Origin of the sequence: Amycolatopsis albispora (assembly GCF_003312875.1) — a bacterium.
Lineage (GTDB): Bacteria > Actinomycetota > Actinomycetes > Mycobacteriales > Pseudonocardiaceae > Amycolatopsis > Amycolatopsis albispora.
Window position 1 is genome coordinate 6,580,668 of sequence record NZ_CP015163.1, and the last position, 17,622, is coordinate 6,598,289.

The 17,622-nt window shown below is 69.4% G+C and carries 19 protein-coding genes; 3 read left to right on the forward strand and 16 right to left on the reverse strand.

Annotation, left to right across the window (positions count from 1 at the left end; genetic code table 11):
- Positions 1 to 165 precede the first annotated feature (165 nt).
- Positions 166 to 3,354, forward strand: a complete 3,189-nt coding sequence (locus tag A4R43_RS31090) for a beta strand repeat-containing protein (RefSeq protein WP_113695339.1) — start codon at positions 166 to 168, stop codon at positions 3,352 to 3,354.
- Between the two features lie 63 nt (positions 3,355 to 3,417).
- Here A4R43_RS31090 and A4R43_RS31095 read toward each other — a convergent pair whose 3' ends face one another.
- Positions 3,418 to 4,197 (reverse strand): dioxygenase family protein, encoded by a 780-nt coding sequence (locus tag A4R43_RS31095; RefSeq protein ID WP_113695340.1) that lies wholly within the window; start codon positions 4,195 to 4,197, stop codon positions 3,418 to 3,420.
- Positions 4,198 to 4,318: 121 nt separating this feature from the next.
- Between A4R43_RS31095 and A4R43_RS31100 the strand changes: the two genes are divergently transcribed.
- Together A4R43_RS31100 and A4R43_RS31105 are read left to right on the forward strand one after the other, a co-directional pair.
- A complete protein-coding gene (locus tag A4R43_RS31100; RefSeq protein WP_113695341.1) occupies positions 4,319 to 4,906 on the forward strand; it encodes a PadR family transcriptional regulator in 588 nt (195 codons plus the stop codon).
- Between the two features lie 51 nt (positions 4,907 to 4,957).
- Entirely contained in the window at positions 4,958 to 5,641 is a 684-nt protein-coding gene (locus A4R43_RS31105) for a hypothetical protein (protein ID WP_162788652.1), read from the forward strand.
- Here A4R43_RS31105 and A4R43_RS31110 read toward each other — a convergent pair.
- From A4R43_RS31110 to A4R43_RS31185, 15 genes are all read right to left on the reverse strand, one after another.
- Positions 5,629 to 6,045, reverse strand: coding sequence for a VOC family protein (locus A4R43_RS31110; protein ID WP_113695343.1), 417 nt, complete (start codon positions 6,043 to 6,045; stop codon positions 5,629 to 5,631). The two genes, A4R43_RS31105 and A4R43_RS31110, sit on opposite strands and share 13 nt — an antisense overlap.
- Before the next feature lie 264 nt (positions 6,046 to 6,309).
- Positions 6,310 to 7,602, reverse strand: coding sequence for a nucleotide-binding domain-containing protein (locus A4R43_RS31120; protein ID WP_113695345.1), 1,293 nt, complete (start codon positions 7,600 to 7,602; stop codon positions 6,310 to 6,312).
- Positions 7,599 to 8,195: an SLATT domain-containing protein gene (locus tag A4R43_RS31125; RefSeq protein WP_113695346.1), complete on the reverse strand. Its 597-nt coding sequence runs from the start codon at positions 8,193 to 8,195 to the stop codon at positions 7,599 to 7,601. The genes A4R43_RS31120 and A4R43_RS31125 overlap by 4 nt, the downstream gene beginning before the upstream one ends.
- 144 nt (positions 8,196 to 8,339) lie before the next feature.
- Entirely contained in the window at positions 8,340 to 8,753 is a 414-nt protein-coding gene (locus A4R43_RS31130; protein WP_113695347.1) for a hypothetical protein, read from the reverse strand.
- Between the two features lie 128 nt (positions 8,754 to 8,881).
- On the reverse strand, positions 8,882 to 10,306 hold the full coding sequence (gene dnaB, locus A4R43_RS31135) for a replicative DNA helicase (RefSeq protein WP_113695348.1): 1,425 nt from the start codon (positions 10,304 to 10,306) through the stop codon (positions 8,882 to 8,884).
- 371 nt (positions 10,307 to 10,677) lie between these two features.
- Entirely contained in the window at positions 10,678 to 11,472 is a 795-nt protein-coding gene (locus A4R43_RS31140; RefSeq protein WP_113697993.1) for an ESX secretion-associated protein EspG, read from the reverse strand.
- 86 nt (positions 11,473 to 11,558) lie between these two features.
- Positions 11,559 to 12,935, reverse strand: a complete 1,377-nt coding sequence (locus A4R43_RS31145; RefSeq protein ID WP_113697994.1) for a hypothetical protein — start codon at positions 12,933 to 12,935, stop codon at positions 11,559 to 11,561.
- A 9-nt stretch (positions 12,936 to 12,944) separates the two neighbouring features.
- Positions 12,945 to 13,592, reverse strand: a complete 648-nt coding sequence (locus tag A4R43_RS31150) for a DUF3558 domain-containing protein (RefSeq protein ID WP_113695349.1) — start codon at positions 13,590 to 13,592, stop codon at positions 12,945 to 12,947.
- Positions 13,592 to 13,945: a hypothetical protein gene (locus A4R43_RS31155; RefSeq protein ID WP_113695350.1), complete on the reverse strand. Its 354-nt coding sequence runs from the start codon at positions 13,943 to 13,945 to the stop codon at positions 13,592 to 13,594. The genes A4R43_RS31150 and A4R43_RS31155 overlap by 1 nt, the downstream gene beginning before the upstream one ends.
- A 154-nt stretch (positions 13,946 to 14,099) precedes the next feature.
- The gene (rplI, locus tag A4R43_RS31160; protein WP_113695351.1) at positions 14,100 to 14,555 is read right to left on the reverse strand and encodes a 50S ribosomal protein L9; all 456 of its coding nucleotides are present in this window, start codon (positions 14,553 to 14,555) and stop codon (positions 14,100 to 14,102) included.
- Between the two features lie 14 nt (positions 14,556 to 14,569).
- On the reverse strand, positions 14,570 to 14,818 hold the full coding sequence (gene rpsR / locus A4R43_RS31165; protein ID WP_113695352.1) for a 30S ribosomal protein S18: 249 nt from the start codon (positions 14,816 to 14,818) through the stop codon (positions 14,570 to 14,572).
- A 34-nt stretch (positions 14,819 to 14,852) separates the two neighbouring features.
- Positions 14,853 to 15,353, reverse strand: coding sequence for a single-stranded DNA-binding protein (locus A4R43_RS31170; protein WP_113695353.1), 501 nt, complete (start codon positions 15,351 to 15,353; stop codon positions 14,853 to 14,855).
- A 16-nt stretch (positions 15,354 to 15,369) separates the two neighbouring features.
- Positions 15,370 to 15,690 carry a 30S ribosomal protein S6 gene (gene rpsF / locus A4R43_RS31175; RefSeq protein ID WP_205215112.1) on the reverse strand — a complete coding sequence of 107 codons (321 nt, stop codon included), beginning with the start codon at positions 15,688 to 15,690 and terminating at the stop codon, positions 15,370 to 15,372.
- A gap of 79 nt (positions 15,691 to 15,769) precedes the next feature.
- Positions 15,770 to 16,657, reverse strand: a complete 888-nt coding sequence (locus A4R43_RS31180; RefSeq protein WP_113695355.1) for a hypothetical protein — start codon at positions 16,655 to 16,657, stop codon at positions 15,770 to 15,772.
- Positions 16,658 to 16,736: 79 nt separating this feature from the next.
- Entirely contained in the window at positions 16,737 to 17,612 is an 876-nt protein-coding gene (locus tag A4R43_RS31185) for a hypothetical protein (RefSeq protein ID WP_205215113.1), read from the reverse strand.
- Positions 17,613 to 17,622 lie beyond the last annotated feature (10 nt).

A 17,622-nucleotide genomic window follows, 5' to 3' on the forward strand; every position in this document is an offset into this window, starting at 1 on the left:
TCACTTCGCAGTGCCGGTTCGTGCGCGTTCCCTCCTTGAACCACCCCGCGGCTTCCCGCGATCGCCGTTCGATCGCAGCCCTCCTCCCCACCGCAAGCTGCAGAACGCAGGTTGCCAGGGAGCCACGAACCCGCAAGGGAACCCAAGGAAAAGGAGAACCCCTCAATGCAGACCTGGGCGAAGCGCGGAATCAAGACCGCGCTGGTCACGGGTGGTTTGCTGATGCTGGGTACCGGCATCGCTTCTGCCGACGAGAACGTCAGTCCCGACAGCCCCGCCGGTCCGCTCGACGTGAACCTGAACCTCCCGGTTCAGATCGAGAAGAACGCGCTCGGCACCCCCGCCGGGCAGGTCAACCTCCCCGGGTACACCGGTGAGATCAGCACGAAGCCGGTCACCAAGCCGCTCAAGGGCGTGACCGACCCGCTGCAGAAGGCCGCCGCTCCCGCCTCGAAGGCGACCGCCCCGCTCGCGGGCGTGACGGACAAGGCCACCAGCGCGGTCTCTTCGGCTGCCGGAAAGACCGGTGCCTCGCGCACCGCGCAGGACGTCTCCGGGCTCGACATCGAGCAGACCGACGACGTCTTCAAGGGCAACAAGGTCGACCTCGACGTCACGGCGCCGATCCAGATCTGCGGCAACGCGATCGGGGTCATCGGCGACGCCGTGGTCGAGGACGCGAACTGCACGCAGTCGTACTCGAACAACGAGGACACCACCACCGACGGCAAGCACTCCGGCCTGGCCGGGAACGTGGTCGCGCTGGACTGGGCGCTGCCCATCCAGATCGCCGGCAACGCCGGTGGCGTCGCGGGCGGCTCGGGCTACGCCTCGGGCACGGCCGAGCAGGAGGTGACCGAGACCGGCGACATCAGCACGGACGGCACCGGCTCCGGCGGCTCCGGCAACGTGGTCGCCCCGCAGTTCGCCACCCCGGTGCAGGTCACCGGCAACGCGGCCTCGTGGATCCTCGGCAACGCCTACAGCGAGTTCGACGCCGAGACCGAGGCCGAGTCGGGCGGCTGGATCCAGACCAACGGTGACGGTGGCGCGGCCACCGGCAACGTGGTCGGCGTGCCGATCGCGCTCCCGGTCAAGTTCAACGGCAACGCCGCCGGCGCCTGGGGCTCCGACGCCGACTCGGTGTCGCACTCCGAGGCCGACGCCACCGCCGGTGACACCACCCCCGGGCTCAACGACATCCCGGCCTACATCACCACCGAAGGCGACAAGGCGTTCCTGGCGGGGACCGTGGTCCAGCCGCAGGGCGCGCTCGTCGCCAACGTCGCGGGCAACGCGGCTTCCTGGATCGGCAACGCCACCACGGGCAACGCCCAGGGCGAGTACGCCGGCGCCGGTTCCTCGTCCAGCGAGGTCGAGGCCGGTGGCTTCTCCAGCACCACGGGCCAGGACGGCGCGGGCACCGGCAACATCGTCGACCTGCCGGTCGCGGTCCCGGTCGAGGCCTTCGGCATCGGCGGCACCTACATCGGCAACGCGCACGCCGCGCACGACAACGAGACCTCGGCCACCGCGGGCGAGGGCACCTACACCACCGGCGACGGCTCGTTCCTGTCCGCCAACACGGTGACCGGGCAGCCCGCGCTGACCGGTGAGGTGTTCGGCATCGGCGGTTCGCACATCGGGAACGCCTCGGGCACCGCGACCGAGACCAAGACCGTGCAGTCCGGTGGCTACAACGGCAGCACCGGCAACGACAGCTCGGGCTCGGGCAACATCGTGCAGGTCCCGCTGGCCGTGCCCGCCGAGGTCTTCGGCATCGGCGGCTCGTACATCGGGCAGGGCGAGGGCACCGCGTCCGAGACCAAGGAGATCACCGCCGGCGGCGGTGGCAACACCGACGACGACAACGGGTTCGGCAGCTCGAACCTGGTCGCCAGCCCGCTGGCCATCCCGGCGCAGGTCTTCGGCATCGGCGCTTCGCACATCGGCCGCGGCACCGGTGAAGCCACCACCGACACGCAGGTCACCGCGGGCGACGACGTCAAGGCGACCGGCAACGAGGCCGGCGCTTCGGGCAACATCGGCTTCGTGCCGGTGGCGCTGCCGGTGCAGGCCCACGGCCTCGGCGCGTCCTTCATCGGGACCGGCTTCGGCACCAGCGAGAACCTGACCGACGCGGTGGCCGGCGGCGACGCCACCACCGGCGGTGAGGACGGCGCGGTCGCCGGGAACATCGTGCAGGCGCCGTTCGCCGGTGCCGCCACCCTGTTCGGCTCCTCGGCCGGGCTGGCCGCGCTCGTCGGTGGCGACACCGCCGAGAACGACGTGGTCGCGGAAGCCGGCGGCGACTCGGTGACCAACGGCGACGGTGGCGGCCTGGCCGGCAACGTGGTCAGCGCGCAGGGCCTGCCCATCGCGCAGGTCTTCGGCAACGCGGTGGCCGCGGCCGCCAAGGCCACCGGCTCGGCGTCGAACACCACCGACGCCACCTCGGGCGGGGACATCACCACCTCGGGTGTCGACGGTGCCTTCTCCGGCAACATCCTGGACGTGCCGGCCGCCGCGGTCGCGCAGGTCTTCGGCAACGCGGTCGCGGCCGCCGGGGTGGCCGACGCCACCGCCGACAACGTGACCAGCGGCAAGGTCGGTGGCGACACCACCACCGCCGGCACCATGGACAGCCTGTCCGGCTTCGACGGCCAGGTCCCGGTCGGCGTGGTGGCGCAGATCTTCGACGTCCCGCTGGCCCTGCTGGGCGTGGCGAACGCCGAGGCCACCAACGCGACCGACATCATGGTCGACAACCAGGAGCCGCAGTTCAACCCGATCATCGACGGTTCGGAGCTGCCGCTCGACGCGGTCCCGTCGCTGAACTGGCCGTCGCTGCCCAGCGTGCCGGGCGTGCCGACCGGCCTCGGCCGTGACGGTGACGCGGGCCTGCCCACCGGTGGCCTGCCCACCGACGGGCTGCCCACCCCGGGTCTGCCGTCCCTGCCGGGTCTCCCGGGTCTGCCGGGTGCGGCGCAGCGCGCCGACGCCCCGCTGCCCTCCGCGCCGGGCGTGCCCGACCTGGGCACGGTGACCGACCTGCCCTCGACCGGCACCCTGCCGATCGAGCTGTCGGGCCTGGACCTGGCCTCGGGCAACGTGCTCGGTGGCGGCGGCCTGCCGACCGACGCCCTGCTGGGTGGCGGCCTGCCGGTCGACCCGACCAACGGTGTGCTGCCGGCGGACGCGGTGCTCGGTGGCGGCCTGCCCGTCGACCCGGCCACCACGGTTCCGATGGACCCGCAGGAACTGCTGCCGACGGCCGACGTGCCCGCCATCGAGGAGGCCGGCGGCCCGCTGAACATCTTCCAGAAGTTCCTGTCGATCTTCAGCGGCAAGTGAGCTGACGCGTAACGAGAACCGGGCCCCGGAGCAGCCAGCTCCGGGGCCCGGTTTTTTCGTGTGTCAGCCCAGTTGCACGGACCGCTTCGCCAGCCCGTACCAGAATCCGTCGATCACCGTCTTCGGCGCGTCACCGGCTTCGCCGCCCGCGCCGAGCGAGACGAACAGCGGCGCGAAGTGCTCGATCCGCGGGTGCGCCAGGCCGGGCGCGGGTGCCTTGTGCGTGAAGTCGAGGATCGCGTCCACGTCGTTCTTTTCCAGCGCCCGCGCGCCCCAGTCGTCGAATTCGGCGGACCAGGCCGGCGGCTCGTGGTCGGCACCGCGGTGCATGCTCATCCCGCTCAGGTTGTGCGTGAAGAAGCCGCTGCCGATGATCAGCACGCCTTCGTCACGCAGCGGCGCCAGCTTCCTGCCGAGGTCGAACAGTTGCTCCGGGTCGAGCGAGGGCATGGAGATCTGGAGCACCGGCACGTCGGCGTCGGGGAACATCTCCACGAGCGGCACGTACGCGCCGTGGTCGAGCCCGCGGGCCGGGTCGTCGTGCACCGGGGTTTCCGCCGAGCGCAGCAGTTTCCGCACCTTCTCGGCCAAGGCTGGAGCACCGGGCGCCCGGTATTCGACCTGGTAGTAGCGGTCGGGGAAGCCCCAGAAGTCGTAGATCAGCGGGACCGTGGTGGTCGCGCCGATGGTCAGCGGCGCCTCCTCCCAGTGCGCCGACACGATCAGGATCGCGGCCGGCTTCGCCAGTCCGGCCGACCAGTCGGCGAGCTGACGGCTCCAGGTCGCGTCGTCGGCGAGCGGGGGCGCGCCGTGGCTGAGGTAGAGCACGGGGGCGGCGGTCATGCTGGCTCCTGGAGACTGCTGCTAGTTGAAAATTCAACTATACGCCCCGGCCGGGTCGGCGGCCATGCGGTGGCCGGAGCCGGGCCTTTACGCTGGGGCGGATCACCAGGTGGGAGGGTTCATGTCGGCGACGCGGCTGCTGGTGCTCGGCGCGGTCCGCGGCTTCGGCCGGGCCCACGGTTACCTGGTCCGCACCGAACTGCTGACCTGGGGCGCCGACGAATGGGCCAACGTCAAATGGGGCTCGCTCTACCACGCGCTGCGGCAACTGGCGAAGGACGGGCTGCTGCGCGCGATCGACGTCCCGGACTCGGGTGGCCGGGTCGACTACGAGCTGACCGAAGCCGGTGACGAGGAGTTCTTCCGGCTGCTCCGCACCGCGCTGGTCCGGCCAGAACTCCGGCCGGACATGCTCACCGCCGGCCTCGCCCTGCTGCCCGCGCTGTCCAGGGCCGAGGCGATCGAACTGCTGGAAAAACGGCTGCACGCACTGGAAAGCGGGCGCGCGGACATCATCGAGCAGACCAGCGCGTGGACCGATCCCGGACACGTGCAGGAGCTGTTCGACCTGTGGGTGCACAACACGAGCAGCGGTGCCGACTGGACGCGCGGGCTGATCGAGCGGCTGAAGGCGGGCGCGCACACGATGGCCGGTGAGGACCCCGCCGGGTTCGGCATGCCGGGCACCTGGACTCCGACCCAGGTCTGAGCTACCGCGGTCCGATGTGGACGGCGGCGTGGTGCCGCAGAGTCCCCGGGCATGAGAAACCTGTTGCCCGGGGCCATTTCCCTGCTGCTGGCGCCACCGCTGCTGCTCGCCGGGGTGCTGCTTCGCCTGCCGCACGACCTGTTCTTCCCGGCCCAGCTCGAGGCGTCCGCGCAGGCGCCGGAGCGGATGTTCGCCGCGTACAGCTGCTTTCTGCTCGGCACGGTGTTGCTGTGGCCGGGAATCCTGCTGCTGGCCCGTCGCGTCGGCGGTGGATTCGGGCGCTGGGGCGGGATTCTGGTGGTGTGCGGGCTGTTCGCGCGCACCTTCCACGCCGGGATCGACCACCTGGCGTTCCAGCTGGTGCGGGTACTGGGCGTGGAAGGGGCGACCGAGGTGATCGCGGATTCGTACGGCGCCTACCACGTGATGCGGGTGTTCACCGTGCCCGTGTTGTCCGGCTGGGTGGTGCTGGCGATCGGCGCGTGGCGGTCGCGGGCGCTGGGCCGGGCCGGCGCGGTGGCGCTCGGATCGATGACCGCGATGCCGGTCGGTGTGCTGAAGGGCACCGAATGGCTTTCGGTGCTCGCCGCGGTGGGACTGTGCGTGGCGCTGGTGCCGTTCGGGGTGCGCGTGTTGCGCGAACGCCCGTGGCCAGCCGCTCCGGTGGTGGTGCGGTGGAGCGCGATCGGCGTGGCCACGGTCGCCGCGATGTACTTCCTCGGTCAGGCGGGCTGATCGGTCCAGATCCCGGGGTAGGTGCCGAAGGTCCACTCGTAGCCCTCGGGATCGAGCACCCGGAACCGGTAGGTGCCCCACTCGGTGGCCTCCGGCGGCCAGATCACCCGCGCGCCGGCGGCGGTTGCCTTGGCGTACAAGGCATCCACCTCCTCGTTGGTGCCCATCCGGATGCAGAGGCCGTGGCCGACGGTCTCCCCTTTCACCGCGGCGCGGTCATAACCGGCTTCGTCGGTGAAGAGGCTGAAGCTGACACCGGGGCCGAACCGCAGCTCCGCGTGCGCGAGGCCGCCCTTGTCGTCGGGATAGGCCACCGTCCGCTCGAAGCCGAAGGCGCGTTCGAACCAGTCCAGCGCGGCCGGTGCGTCGCGATAACCGAAGTAAGCGTGGAGGGTGTTGGTCATGACCGCAGTCCACCAGTGAACGCGGTCCATTTCGTTCCGCGTTCAACCCCGGGTTGGCGCCGGGCGGCGAGCGTCCAGAGTCCGGGAGCCGACTCGATGGCGGTGTCCTCCGGCGGCGGAAGCGGCGCTTCGCGGAACGGGAAGCCGGTGAGATCGCCGTCGGCGATGGCGCCGCACGAGGATAGCCAGCGCGGGAAGTCGTGGAACTCCGGCACGTCAACCAGCCGGAGCGCGATCGCCGCGGAGGTGACCTCGTCGACCGCTCTAAGCGGCGTTAGTGCAGATCGGCACGTCGATGACGTCCCGTGCGACCACGATCCCGTCCTTGATGATGTAGCACTCGACGACGTGCTTACCACGGAAGCTGGTCCGCTCGTGTCGAGCGTTGCCGGCACGATTGGGCGATATGATCTCCCCGCGGATGTTGTTCCGACGCTCGGCCTCGTTTCCGCAGTTCAGCACCTTCCACTTCACGTCATACGGGTACGAGACGCTGCACTCGGTGATGGTGAAGTCGAGCTCCTTGTTCGGGAGCAGCAGGGTCTTGTTCTTGAGCATCTCCCGGAGTGACGCTGTTCGCCATCCGTTCTGCGTGACATTGCAGTCGATCGCGAGCGACTCGCTGACGTTGATGGGGTACCGGCTCTCGATGAACTCCTCGGTGTCCTTGAACGAGCGGGCGGACTCGGTGACCTCCAGCGGAACCGCTGACCCGAATACCTCTCGCCATTTCTTGTTCGCGGAAGCCTTGCCCTCTTTGGCGATGGCCTCGATGCAGAGGTTGTACGCCTTCTCCGCCTTCGGCTGGAACCGCTTCTTCACGTTTACCCGCTGGTTGCTGCCCAGCGCGAGGTAGTAGTCCTTGTTCGGCTCGCTCATGAGGAACTCGAAGAAGTCCCTGACCATGAAGTCGAACCAGAGACTCCCCTTGTCGTCATACTCGGACGTGGCCGAGAAGAACCGGTAGACGAGCGTGTCGATGAGCAGGCCACCAATCACTACGCCGTTCGTGTCCTTCCACGCTCGGGCCATCCGAGCGAGGTGGCGCATGTTCGTCGATGTACGGTCGTTGCAGTCCTTCGTCGCAGCGATCTCCTCGCGCGGCTTAGTGACCTTCCAGCCCTCGGCCTTCGTGTCGGGGTAGTCGAAGCTGCCATCGCTGTTCTCGAAGGCCGGCTGCACCTCAAACTTGAATTTGTTGCTTGTGAACTGCACACGCACGACGCACTGGTCGACGCGTATGTCGGTGTTCGGGTACCGCGCGGTCAGATCGTCCCGAACACGGTTGAGCATCCTCCGCGGTCCCGTCTCGGTGCTGTAGCTCGAGCGGAGGCTGGCTGGGAGGATGTAGATCATGTCCAGGTCTGAGACGCCGCGGATCGCAGTGTGTCGGCCGTAGGAGCCGACCATCACCCGATTCGCCGTGGAGCCCTCGACCGACCGGAAGTCCTTGTTCAACGCCTTCGTGATCTCGCCGCGGCGTGCGGCGACGGTGGTGCTAGCGTCGCCGACCTTCAGGTTCTCGAGCAGGGCATCAAAAATCTTGTCCACCTTCATCGTCCGGCCTCACCTTCATTGAGACGAAGCGCCTCTGGGAGGAACAGGTCGAGCTCGCGGGAGGTGAAGGTCAGCTCCTCGTTGTTCTTGAGCCCGACCTGCGCTCGTCCGTAAGCTTTTGACGTGGTCCGGGGCGCGTCGGCGTAAGCCGCACGTGTGGCTTCTTGGAGTCCGTCCCGGCGCAAACGAGCATCCGCAGGCACCGTCGCGCCGGACATCAGGTCGGCGATCAGCGACAGGTACGATTCGCGCACGTCCCACAGCCGCGAGGCGATTTTGCGGTGGGCTTCAGACTCCTCGCTGAACTTGAAGCTCTTGGAGGCGAGGCTCAGCGTGCTGACGACGAGGGCGATGAACGAGGTCGCGAGGCTGGTCAGGACCTGGTTGCCCAGCATGCCGAGCACGGACGCGAGGAACGTACCGGTGCTGACAGCCGTGAAAGCAACCAGCACACCCTGTTGCCACCTGTATCGCCCGAAGCAGATGTCCGCTTGTTTCTCGTGGGTCTTGTGGCTGTAGACCACCCGGCCGAACGCCTCGCGGACCTGCGCGAGCAGGTACTCCTCTCCCTCTACCTTAACTGCGGGCTCCATCGCCACTTCTCCCCGCTGAGTACTCGACCAAGAGGTGCACCCAAGGTCGGTTCCTCCCAGGCTGTAGACCTGCGGAAGAGCGACGGTCACTGGACGTTCGCTGCACTCGGGTTTTCAGCATGGCTGGGACCATGGGCGTCGCGCCTACGCGGCGGGTTCTGTGACGGCTGCCGCGAGCCGATGGCCAGCGGCCTCGTAGGCAGCGCCGATAGCCCGGGAGTCACGCATCAGCGCTGTGAGGTGACCAATCATTTCCTCGCCGTTGACCCCATGACGTGGCACTTCGGTGCCATAACCGAAGACGCCAGGCTCGACCTCGGGCAGGTTGGTCAAGCCACTCAGAGGGCCGAAGGCAGGGCACGCCTGGAGCTTGCTGCCCAACTCAGCGAGTTCATTGCCAAACGTCGTCCAGGCGGCTGCCTCCTGAGCAGCCGCGCCAGCACCGTTCGACCACTGCTCACGACGAGCGTCTGCATCGTCATTGGTGCTGGTCTTGTCGGTGGTGAGGGAGCCGCCGTGGCGGTCGAAGACGAAGCCGCCTGGGGTCGGAACAGGCACGTGGTGCTCCTTCGAGATTGATCAAGTACTGGAACGCGGTAAATCTCATTTCTAATTCGTTTATGAAGTGCAGATGAAGTCGGTTCTGAGAAATGAAGTCAAATTTGAGCCCCTACCGGGGGTGCGGATCAGCTCTGGGCGAGGTCCGCGAAGCGGCTGTAGTGCAGCTGGTGCGCGACCACCACGGTGCTGGTCGGCCCCGCGCGGTGCTTGGCCAGGATCAGGTCGGCCTCCCCGGCGCGCGGGTCGTCGCGTTCCCAGGCGTCCGGGCGGTTGATCAGCAGCACGATGTCCGCGTCCTGCTCCAGCGAGCCCGACTCACGCAGGTCCGACAGCATCGGGCGCTTGTCGGTGCGCTGCTCGGGACCACGGTTCAGCTGGCTGATCGCGACCAGCGGCACCTCGATCTCCTTGGCCAGCAGCTTCAGCTGCCGCGAGAACTCCGAGACCTCCTGCTGCCGCGACTCGACGCGCTTGCCCGACGACATCAGCTGCATGTAGTCCAGCACCACGAGCTTGAGGTCGTTGCGCTGCTTGAGCCGCCGCGCCTTGGCACGGATCTCCATCATCGTCATGTTCGGCGAGTCGTCGATGAACAGCGGGGCTTCGCTGATCTCGCTCATCCGCCGCGCCAGCCTCGTCCAGTCGTCGTCGGACATGCGGCCACCACGCATGTCGGCCAGCCGGATCTTCGCCTCGGCCGAGAGCATGCGCATGACGATCTCGGTCCGGCTCATCTCCAGCGAGAAGATGACGCTGCTCATGCCGTGCGTGATCGAGCACGACCTGGCGAAGTCCAGCCCCAGCGTCGACTTCCCGACACCCGGCCGGGCCGCGACGATGATCATCTGACCCGGGTGCAGGCCGTTGGTCACCTCGTCGAGATCGGCGAAGCCGGTCGGGATGCCCTGCGCCGAGCCACCCCGCGAGGCGATCGCGTCGATCTCGTCCATGGTCGGCTGGAGCAGTTCCTCCAGCGCGACGTAGTCCTCGCTGGTGCGCCGCTCGGTCACCTCGTAGATGGCCGCCTGCGCGCGGTCGACCACCTCGTCGATGTTGCCACCGGCGTTGTCCTGGTTGGCGCCGTAGCCGTACTGCACGATCCGCGTGCCCGCCTCGACCAGCCGCCGCAGCACCGCCTTCTCGGAGACGATCTCCGCGTAGTACCCCGCGTTCGCCGCGGTGGGCACGGTGGCGATCAGCGTGTGCAGGTACGGCGCGCCACCGACCCGGCCCAGCTCGCCGCGGCGTTCCAGCTCGGCCGAGACGGTGATCGGGTCGGCGGGCTCGCCCCGGCCGTAGAGGTCGAGGATGCACTCGTAGACCGCCTGGTGGGCGGGCCGGTAGAAGTCGTTCGGCCGCAGCACCTCGACCACGTCGGCGATGGCGTCCTTGGACAGCAGCATGCCGCCGAGCACGGACTGCTCGGCCGCCACGTCCTGCGGTGGCTGCCGGTCGAACTCGCTGGCGCGGCCACCGGCGCCGGGGTCGGGCGGGCCCGGGTCGTCGGGCTCGTAGCCACCACCGGAGCCGCGATCGTCGGTCAGGGCCACTGCCCGAGCCTCCCTTTCTCGCTGTCGTGCGTACGAACAGGTGTTCGATTGTACGCCGGATCCACCGGCACGCTAGATCCCCCGGATGGCCCTAGCCAAATCGTCCCGTGGACAACCTGTGGACAACTTGGGGATGGCTGGGGCCATCCAGTCACAGGCCGCCCGCTACCTGTGGACACCCTGGGGGCAAAACTCCACCACTGGGAGAAAGCCGCAGGTCAGACCATGTGGGCAAGCTGTGGAAAAACTCGTGGACATTCGTTCGGCGTGTCGCGGTAAACCGATCGTTCGGCGTGTCGTGCACCGGGGCGCCCCCGGCTGTGGACAACTCCTGTGGACAACTCGGCTGCGCTATGTGAGTGACCGCGTGGTCAGGCCGTCAGGCGGCTCTGCGCGGCCCGCAACCGGCCCGCCAGCTCCTGCGGCGTGGCCGGGGTGAAGGCGATCGACGGCTCTCCGGCGCCCGGCACCTCTTCGGTCAGCCAGCGGCCCTCGATGGTGTCGATGTAGTTCACCGGCCGGTCGATCCGCTGCCGCCTGCCCGCGCGGTTGCGCGCCGCCACGTACAGGCTGCCGCCGCCGAGCCGGCGCAGGCTCAGCACCCGCCGCAGCTCTTCCGCTTCGACCGCGCCCGCGCTCGGCCGCGAGTCCCGCATCACCGAGAAGCCGTCGTCCGACGGCGACGGGCCGCGCCGCGTGCCGGTGGCCTCGCTCTTTGGCACCACCAGCCGGTTTCCCTTGCCCGGCGCCAGGTTCGGGATCTGCCCGAGGAACTCGGTGAGCAGTTCCTCCGGCCGGACCGAGGCCAGCACCACGCCCTCGGCCTCCGGATTGCGCGCCAGCACGAAGGCTTCCCCGCCCGCCGAACCGGCGAGCAGCGTGTACTTCAGCGGCTTGCCCTCGAACCCGCCGTCGATCCAGGCGAAGTACTCCAGCTGCGGCCGGGTGATCGCCTCGACCACCGCGACGAACCCCGGATCGATGCCACGCCTGCCCGCCAGGCCGTACTTGGCCAGCTCGGCGTTGGCGCGCTCGTCCTCCGCGCGCTGGGCTTCCTCGCTGAGCCAGGTCGGCGTGCTGGAGAGCACCGTGTGCGGCTCGCCGTTGCGCCGGCGGATCAGGTTGAGCAGGGTGCCCGTGGTCAGCGTGACCTGCTTCTCCAGCAACTTCGCCATCCCCTAGTGATCGACGCGCGTCGCCCGGCCCGCGCGAGGCGGGCCGGGCGAACGAAAAGCGGATATTGGCCCGGATATTACTCGCCGATGACCGGCGGCGCGGTCAGCTCGTCGGTGCCGAAGACCTCGTTCGGGTCCTCGCCGACCAGGAAGCGCGACTGGCGATCCTCGTCCTCGGCACCCTGGCCACGACCGGCACCGGCACCCATGCCGCCCATGCCCATGCCGCCCATGCCCATGCCGCGGTTGCCGGCGGCACCGGCCGCCGCCGCACCGCCCATCGCGGCACCGCCCATGGCCTTGCCGGCACCGGCACCCGCGCCCGCACCGGAACCCGACTGGCCGCCGGGGCCGAAGCCCGCGCCACCCGCGCCGATGTTGCCGCCGCTGCCCGGCCCGAAGCCGCCACCGCCACCGGGGCCGAAGCCCTCGGCACCGGGGATGTCGCCCACGCTGCCCGGCCCGAAGCCGCCGCCACCGGAACCACCCGGGCCGAAACCACCGGCCGACGGGATCTTGCCCGGCGTGTACCCGGCAGCGCCGGTGCCGTCGTCCCAGGTCGGCGGCTTGTAACCGGGGCTGCCCGGCCCGCCGGGGATGTCACCCGGGTTGTAGCCGGGGATGTCACCGGGCTGGTAGCTGCCGCCGGGCACGTTGCCGCCCGCGCCGGGAATGTTCCCGGGGGTGTACCCGCCGCTGCCCGGTCCACCACCGCCACCGGGAATGCTGGCGCCGGGGATGTTGCCGGGCGTGTACCCGCCACCGCTGCCCGAGCCGCCGCCGCTTCCGCTGCCGCCGCCCCCGTTGCCGTCCTTGTCCTTGCCGTCGCCGTCGCCCCCGCTGCCGTCGTCGTTCACGTCGACGGCCTGGACCTGGCCGGAGATCGCGTTGTAGGTCGGCATGCCCTGGCCGTTGTCACCGCTGGCCTTGAAGTAGGCGTTGAACGCGTCGACGTTCTGCTGGCCCTTGGTGTTGTACTCCTCGATCGCGCGGTCGGTGTCGGTCTCCCACGGCGTGATGTCGTTGAGGAACCCGCTCTCCGGCGGCTCCTTCGGCACCTCCTGCACCTTGGAGTGCACCGTGGTGAACGCGTTGTACTGCTCGCCGAGGTACTTGTCGCTGTCGTTCAGCTTGTCCTTGGAGTCCTGCATCCACACCTTGAGCGGGTGGCCGCCGGACTTCGCCGCCTCACCGGAGGTCCCGGTCCACGCGGCGTCCATCTCCGCGGTGAGCTGGTCGATGGTGGCGATGCGCGACTCGTAGTTGCCCTTGAGTCGACCGGCCGCGGCCTGCCCCTCGGACAGCGACTGCGGGCCCTCGCCGGTGGTGATCTGCTCCCAGATCTGGTAGCAGTCGATCTTGCGGTCGCCCTCGCCGGCGGTGTAGTTGCCGGACTCGTCCTGGGTGGCCGCACCGTAGGCGGCCGCACCGGCCACGATCGGGATCAGGAACAGGGGCATGGCTCAACCGCCCTTCACGGTGTCGATCATCGCTTCGGCGGTCTTCTCGACCACCGGGCAGGGCTTCGACTCGTCCGGGCCGGTGGACAGCGACGAGCTGACCCGCACCGCGAACTGGTCGTTCAGCCCGACGTAGAGCGAGCAGTCCCCGCCGCCGCGGGCATCGGTCACGTCGGCGTACACCGCCGGATAACCGGCGACCTCCATCGGCTCGAAGTAGGCGAATTCATCCTTCTGGTCGTAGATGTCGCTCAGCCCGTTCGGGTTCTTGGCCTGCGCGGAGATGTCCATGCGGTTGGTGGCCGCGTCGGTGAAGTTCCAGTTGCAGGTGGGGCCGGTCGAGGAGTCGCGCGGGGTGGCGTCGGTGAGCCCCAGTTCGGAGACCTTCGCCTCGGAGAGCATGGCGCAGACGTCACTGGCGAACTTCTCGGTGTCGATGGGGCTGGACACCTTGGGTGCCGAGCCGGTGGAACCGCCGGGGGCGGAACTCTCCTCCCCGGTCGGCGCACTGGAGGCGGGGGGCTTGCCACCGGGCACGGTGGCGGTCGGGATGTCCCCGGCACTGCGTTCCTCGCCACCCCCGCAACCCGCGAGCAGCGCACCGGTGGCGAGCGCGGCCGCCGTCAGACCGACAAGACGCTGGCTGTTCATCAGGCCTGCTCACCCGTCTTCTTCAGCGCGGCCTCGGTGTCGGCCTCGTTGTTCGTCATGGACTTCTTCGCCGATTCGAGCGCTTCGACGTAGTTCTCCACGTACTCCTGCATCTTCGTGTTCTGGTCGATGAAGGCCTTGACCGACGGGATGGCGAGCTTCGCGAAGTCGCCGCTGGCGAACTCCTTGCCCGGCGCCTTGACCGCCGCCATGTTCCTGGCGTCCTCGGCGTCGGTCTTCAGATCGTCCAGCAGGTCCTGCCACTTCTTGATGACCGCGTCGATCTGGTCAGCCTGGAAGGTGAACCCTCCGCCGTTTCCCCCCGGCGCGGACATGCTGACTGGGCCAGTCATTCCGGTTCGTCCCCTTTCGACAACCCCGAGTACCCCACAGTTGAGTTCCGGTCGTCAACCACTCTGACGTACCGGCGGCGGAAGCCGTTCCCCACGTATATACGCCAAAAGGGCCGCGCTCCGGGTGGAGGGCGGCCCTTTTGGTGGACACGTGTTACTTGGCGACGACCTCGAGGCGGAGGTCGGCCTTCACGTCGGGGTGCAGCCGGGCGGTGACCTGGTGCTTGCCGACGGTCTTGATGTGCTCGCGCAGCTCGATCACGCGCTTGTCCAGCGGCGGGCCACCGGCCGACTTGATCGCCGCGACGATGTCGTTGGTGGTCACCGAGCCGAACAGCTTCTTCGAGCCCTCGGCCGCCTTGGCGGACAGCTGGATGTGGCCGAGGCCCTCCAGCGCGGTCCGCACCTCCTTGGCGTGGTCGAGGTCGCGGATCCGGCGGGCCTCCTGGGCCCGGCGGAGGGTCCGCACGTTCTTCTCCGCGCCCTTGGTGGCGGGAATGGCGTACCCGCGCGGCAGCAGGTAGTTGCGCGCGTAGCCGTCCTTGACCTCGACGAGGTCGCCGGGACCGCCCAGGTTCGCCACGTCAGTGGTGAGAATGATCTTCGCCATGAGTGTGAACCTCCTTAGCGGGCGGTCGAGGTGTAGGGCAGCAGCGCCATCTCGCGGGAGTTCTTGACCGCGATGGCGACGTCACGCTGGTGCTGGCTGCAGTTGCCGGTGACCCGGCGGGCACGGATCTTGCCGCGGTCGGAGATGTACTTCCGCAGCAGGTTGGTGTCCTTGTAGTCGATCGCCTCGGGGCGACCCTTCTTCTCGGCCTTGCAGAAAACGCAGACCTTCTTCTTCGGCTTACGAATGGGTGGCTTGGCCACTGTCGACTCCTGGAATAGCTAAAAGTGATCTGGATCAGAAGGGGGGTTCGTCGTTGAAACCGCCGCCGCCGCCACCGGCGGGCGGGGCCGAACCCCACGGGTCGTCGGCCGGGGCGCTCCCGCCGCCCTGGCCACCGCCGAAGCCGCCACCACCGCCGCCGCCGCTACCGCGGCTGACCTTGTTCACCTTGGCGGTGGCGTAGCGCAGCGAGGGGCCGATCTCGTCGACCTCGAGCTCCACGACCGTGCGCTTCTCGCCCTCTTTGGTCTCGAAGGACCGCTGCTTGAGCCTGCCCTGCACGACCACGCGGGCCCCGCGGGTCAGCGACTCGGCGACGTTCTCCGCCGCCTGGCGCCAGATGTTGCAGCGCAGGAACAGGGCCTCGCCGTCCTTCCACTCGCCGGACTGGCGGTCGAAGGTGCGCGGGGTCGACGCGACGGTGAAGTTCGCGACGGCCGCACCGGACGGGGTGAACCGCAGCTCCGGGTCGGAGGTCAGGTTGCCGACCACCGTGATGACGGTGTCTCCAGCCATGGGCTCGTACCCTCCGTCAGGCCTTGACGGCCGGCTTGGCGGCGCGCTTGACCTCGCGGCGCATGACCTTGGTCCGCAGCACCGACTCCTGCAGCGACAGCTGCCGGTCGAGCTCCTTCACGGCTTCCGGCGTCGAGTTCAGGTCGAGCACGGCGTAGATGCCCTCGGCGTGCTTCTTGATCTCGAACGAGAGCCGGCGGCGACCCCAGACGTCGACCTTCTCGACGGCCCCGCCCGAAGTGCGGATCACGTTGAGGAACGTGTCCAGCGTCGGGGCGACGGTCCGCTCGTCGAGGGTGGGATCCAGGATGACCATTACCTCGTAATGGCGTGACACAACCACTCACCTCCTGTGGGCTCACGGCCATGGACGTTCCATGGCAGGAGGGTTTGTCAGGAGGAAGAGTACCTGGCCGCTACGACGCTTTTCGCAGCACCCAGGTCCGGACCAGCGAGGCGGTCACCCCGGCCAGCGCGACCACGGCCAGCAGCATCGGCAGCTGCACGGTGTTGTCCGGCTGCCCGGAGGCGGCCAGCGAGTCGGCGTTGCCCGCGTTCTGCACCTCGGGCGCCTGCGTGGTGTTCGGGTCCGCGCCGAGAATGCCGAACTCGGGTGAGGTCGGGCCGGGGGCGGCGGAGCCGTAGCGCGCGCCGGGCGGCAGGGCGACACCGGGCGTGGCGGCCGGGATGTTGCTGTAGTCCGGCGGCGGCGCCATCGTGCTGCCGGTGCCGAGCGGCAGCGTGCCGGGCACCGAGCCCTGGTTGCCGCCGGTGCCGGGCTGCGTGCCGGTGGACCCGCCGGGCTGTGTGGCCGGCTGCTGCTCGCTGGTCGGCTCGCGGTAGTCGCTGGCGTAGGCGGTCAGCCCGCAGTTGCCAGCCACCTTGCGCTCCACGCTGGCCAGCGTCTTCTTGCGGTCGATGCCGAGGCCCCACGAGCCGGTGTCCTCGAGCGCCTTCGCCACGGCGAGGCCGATGGCCGAGCCGGAGACCTGCGTGCTGGCGGAACCGGTGCCGACCTGGCCGACCTCGATCGTGGACACCTTCGCGATGTCGTTGGCGGCCCAGTCACCGACGGCGAGCGTGCCCGCCTCCTGCGCCCCGGCCTTGACCAGCGCCTTGACCGAGGAACCGGTGATCGCCACGGTGTCGCCGGAGACGCCGGTGACCCCGGCGGTGCAGCTGCCGGCCTGGAGCGTGGTCGCCGCGGCGGTGCCCGTGGACAGGGCGAGCCCGCCGGTGGTCAGTGCGGCGATGGCGGTGGCCGTCAGTACCGAGCGGAAGGTCCTGGTCAGTCGGTGCTGCACGAGCGCTGTCCTCCGGTTCGGGGAATGGGGAGATCGGAAGGCGTTGCACACGATAACGAGCCGGGTACGCAAAAGATACTCAGGCGGTGGCCTTGCGCAGCACCCAGGTCCGCACCAGCGCCGCGGTCACCCCGGACAGGGCGAGCACCGCGATCAGCACCGGCAGCCCGGTGCCGTCGGTGAACCCGCCGTCGGGCCCGGCCAGCGCCTCGGCGCCACCGGCGTTCTGGACCGCGTCCGGCGCGGGCGGCTGCCCGTCCGCGCCGAGAATGCCGAACTCCGGCGCGTACCCGGGGATCTGCCCGCCGTAGCGGACGCCGGGTGACGGGCTGTAGATGCCGGGCGCGGCCATCGGGATGGTGCTGTAGTCGCGCATCGGCGCGTAGCCGGAGGCAAAGTTCGTCGGCAGGCTCGCGAACGCGGGCGCGCTGCCGCCGAGCACCTCGCTGTTCGACTGCGGGATCGGCGCGACCCCGCCGCCGCCGGGACCGGTCTGGGGCGCCCCGCCGGTGCCGCCGCCCGGTGGGGTCTGCGGGCTGCCCGGCTTGTTCTCGGGCGCCTGCTGACCGCCGCCCAGCGCGCCGACCGCGCCGCTGTGCACACCGTCGACCACGCCCTTCGTGGCGTCCGCGAGCGGCGCGCCGACACCGGGCACCGGGGCGACCACGGTGTCGACCACGTTCACGGTGACCTTGCACAGGGTGCCGAGCAGGCCGTCGACCACCCCGGTCAGCACCTTGGTGGCCTCGCTGACCACACCGAGGTTGAGCGGAATGCCGAGCAGCGGGGTGGTGCCGAGAATGGTGTCACCGGGCTTGGCGGTGACGGAGCTGCCGCACGGCACCTTCTTGGTGGCGGCGGCCGACGCGGTGGCCGGTGTGGCGATCGCGGCGGAGCCCGCCAGTAGGAATGTCGCCGCCCCCACGGCGGCCGTTCGCTGGATACGCCTGCGCATCGCCACAGCC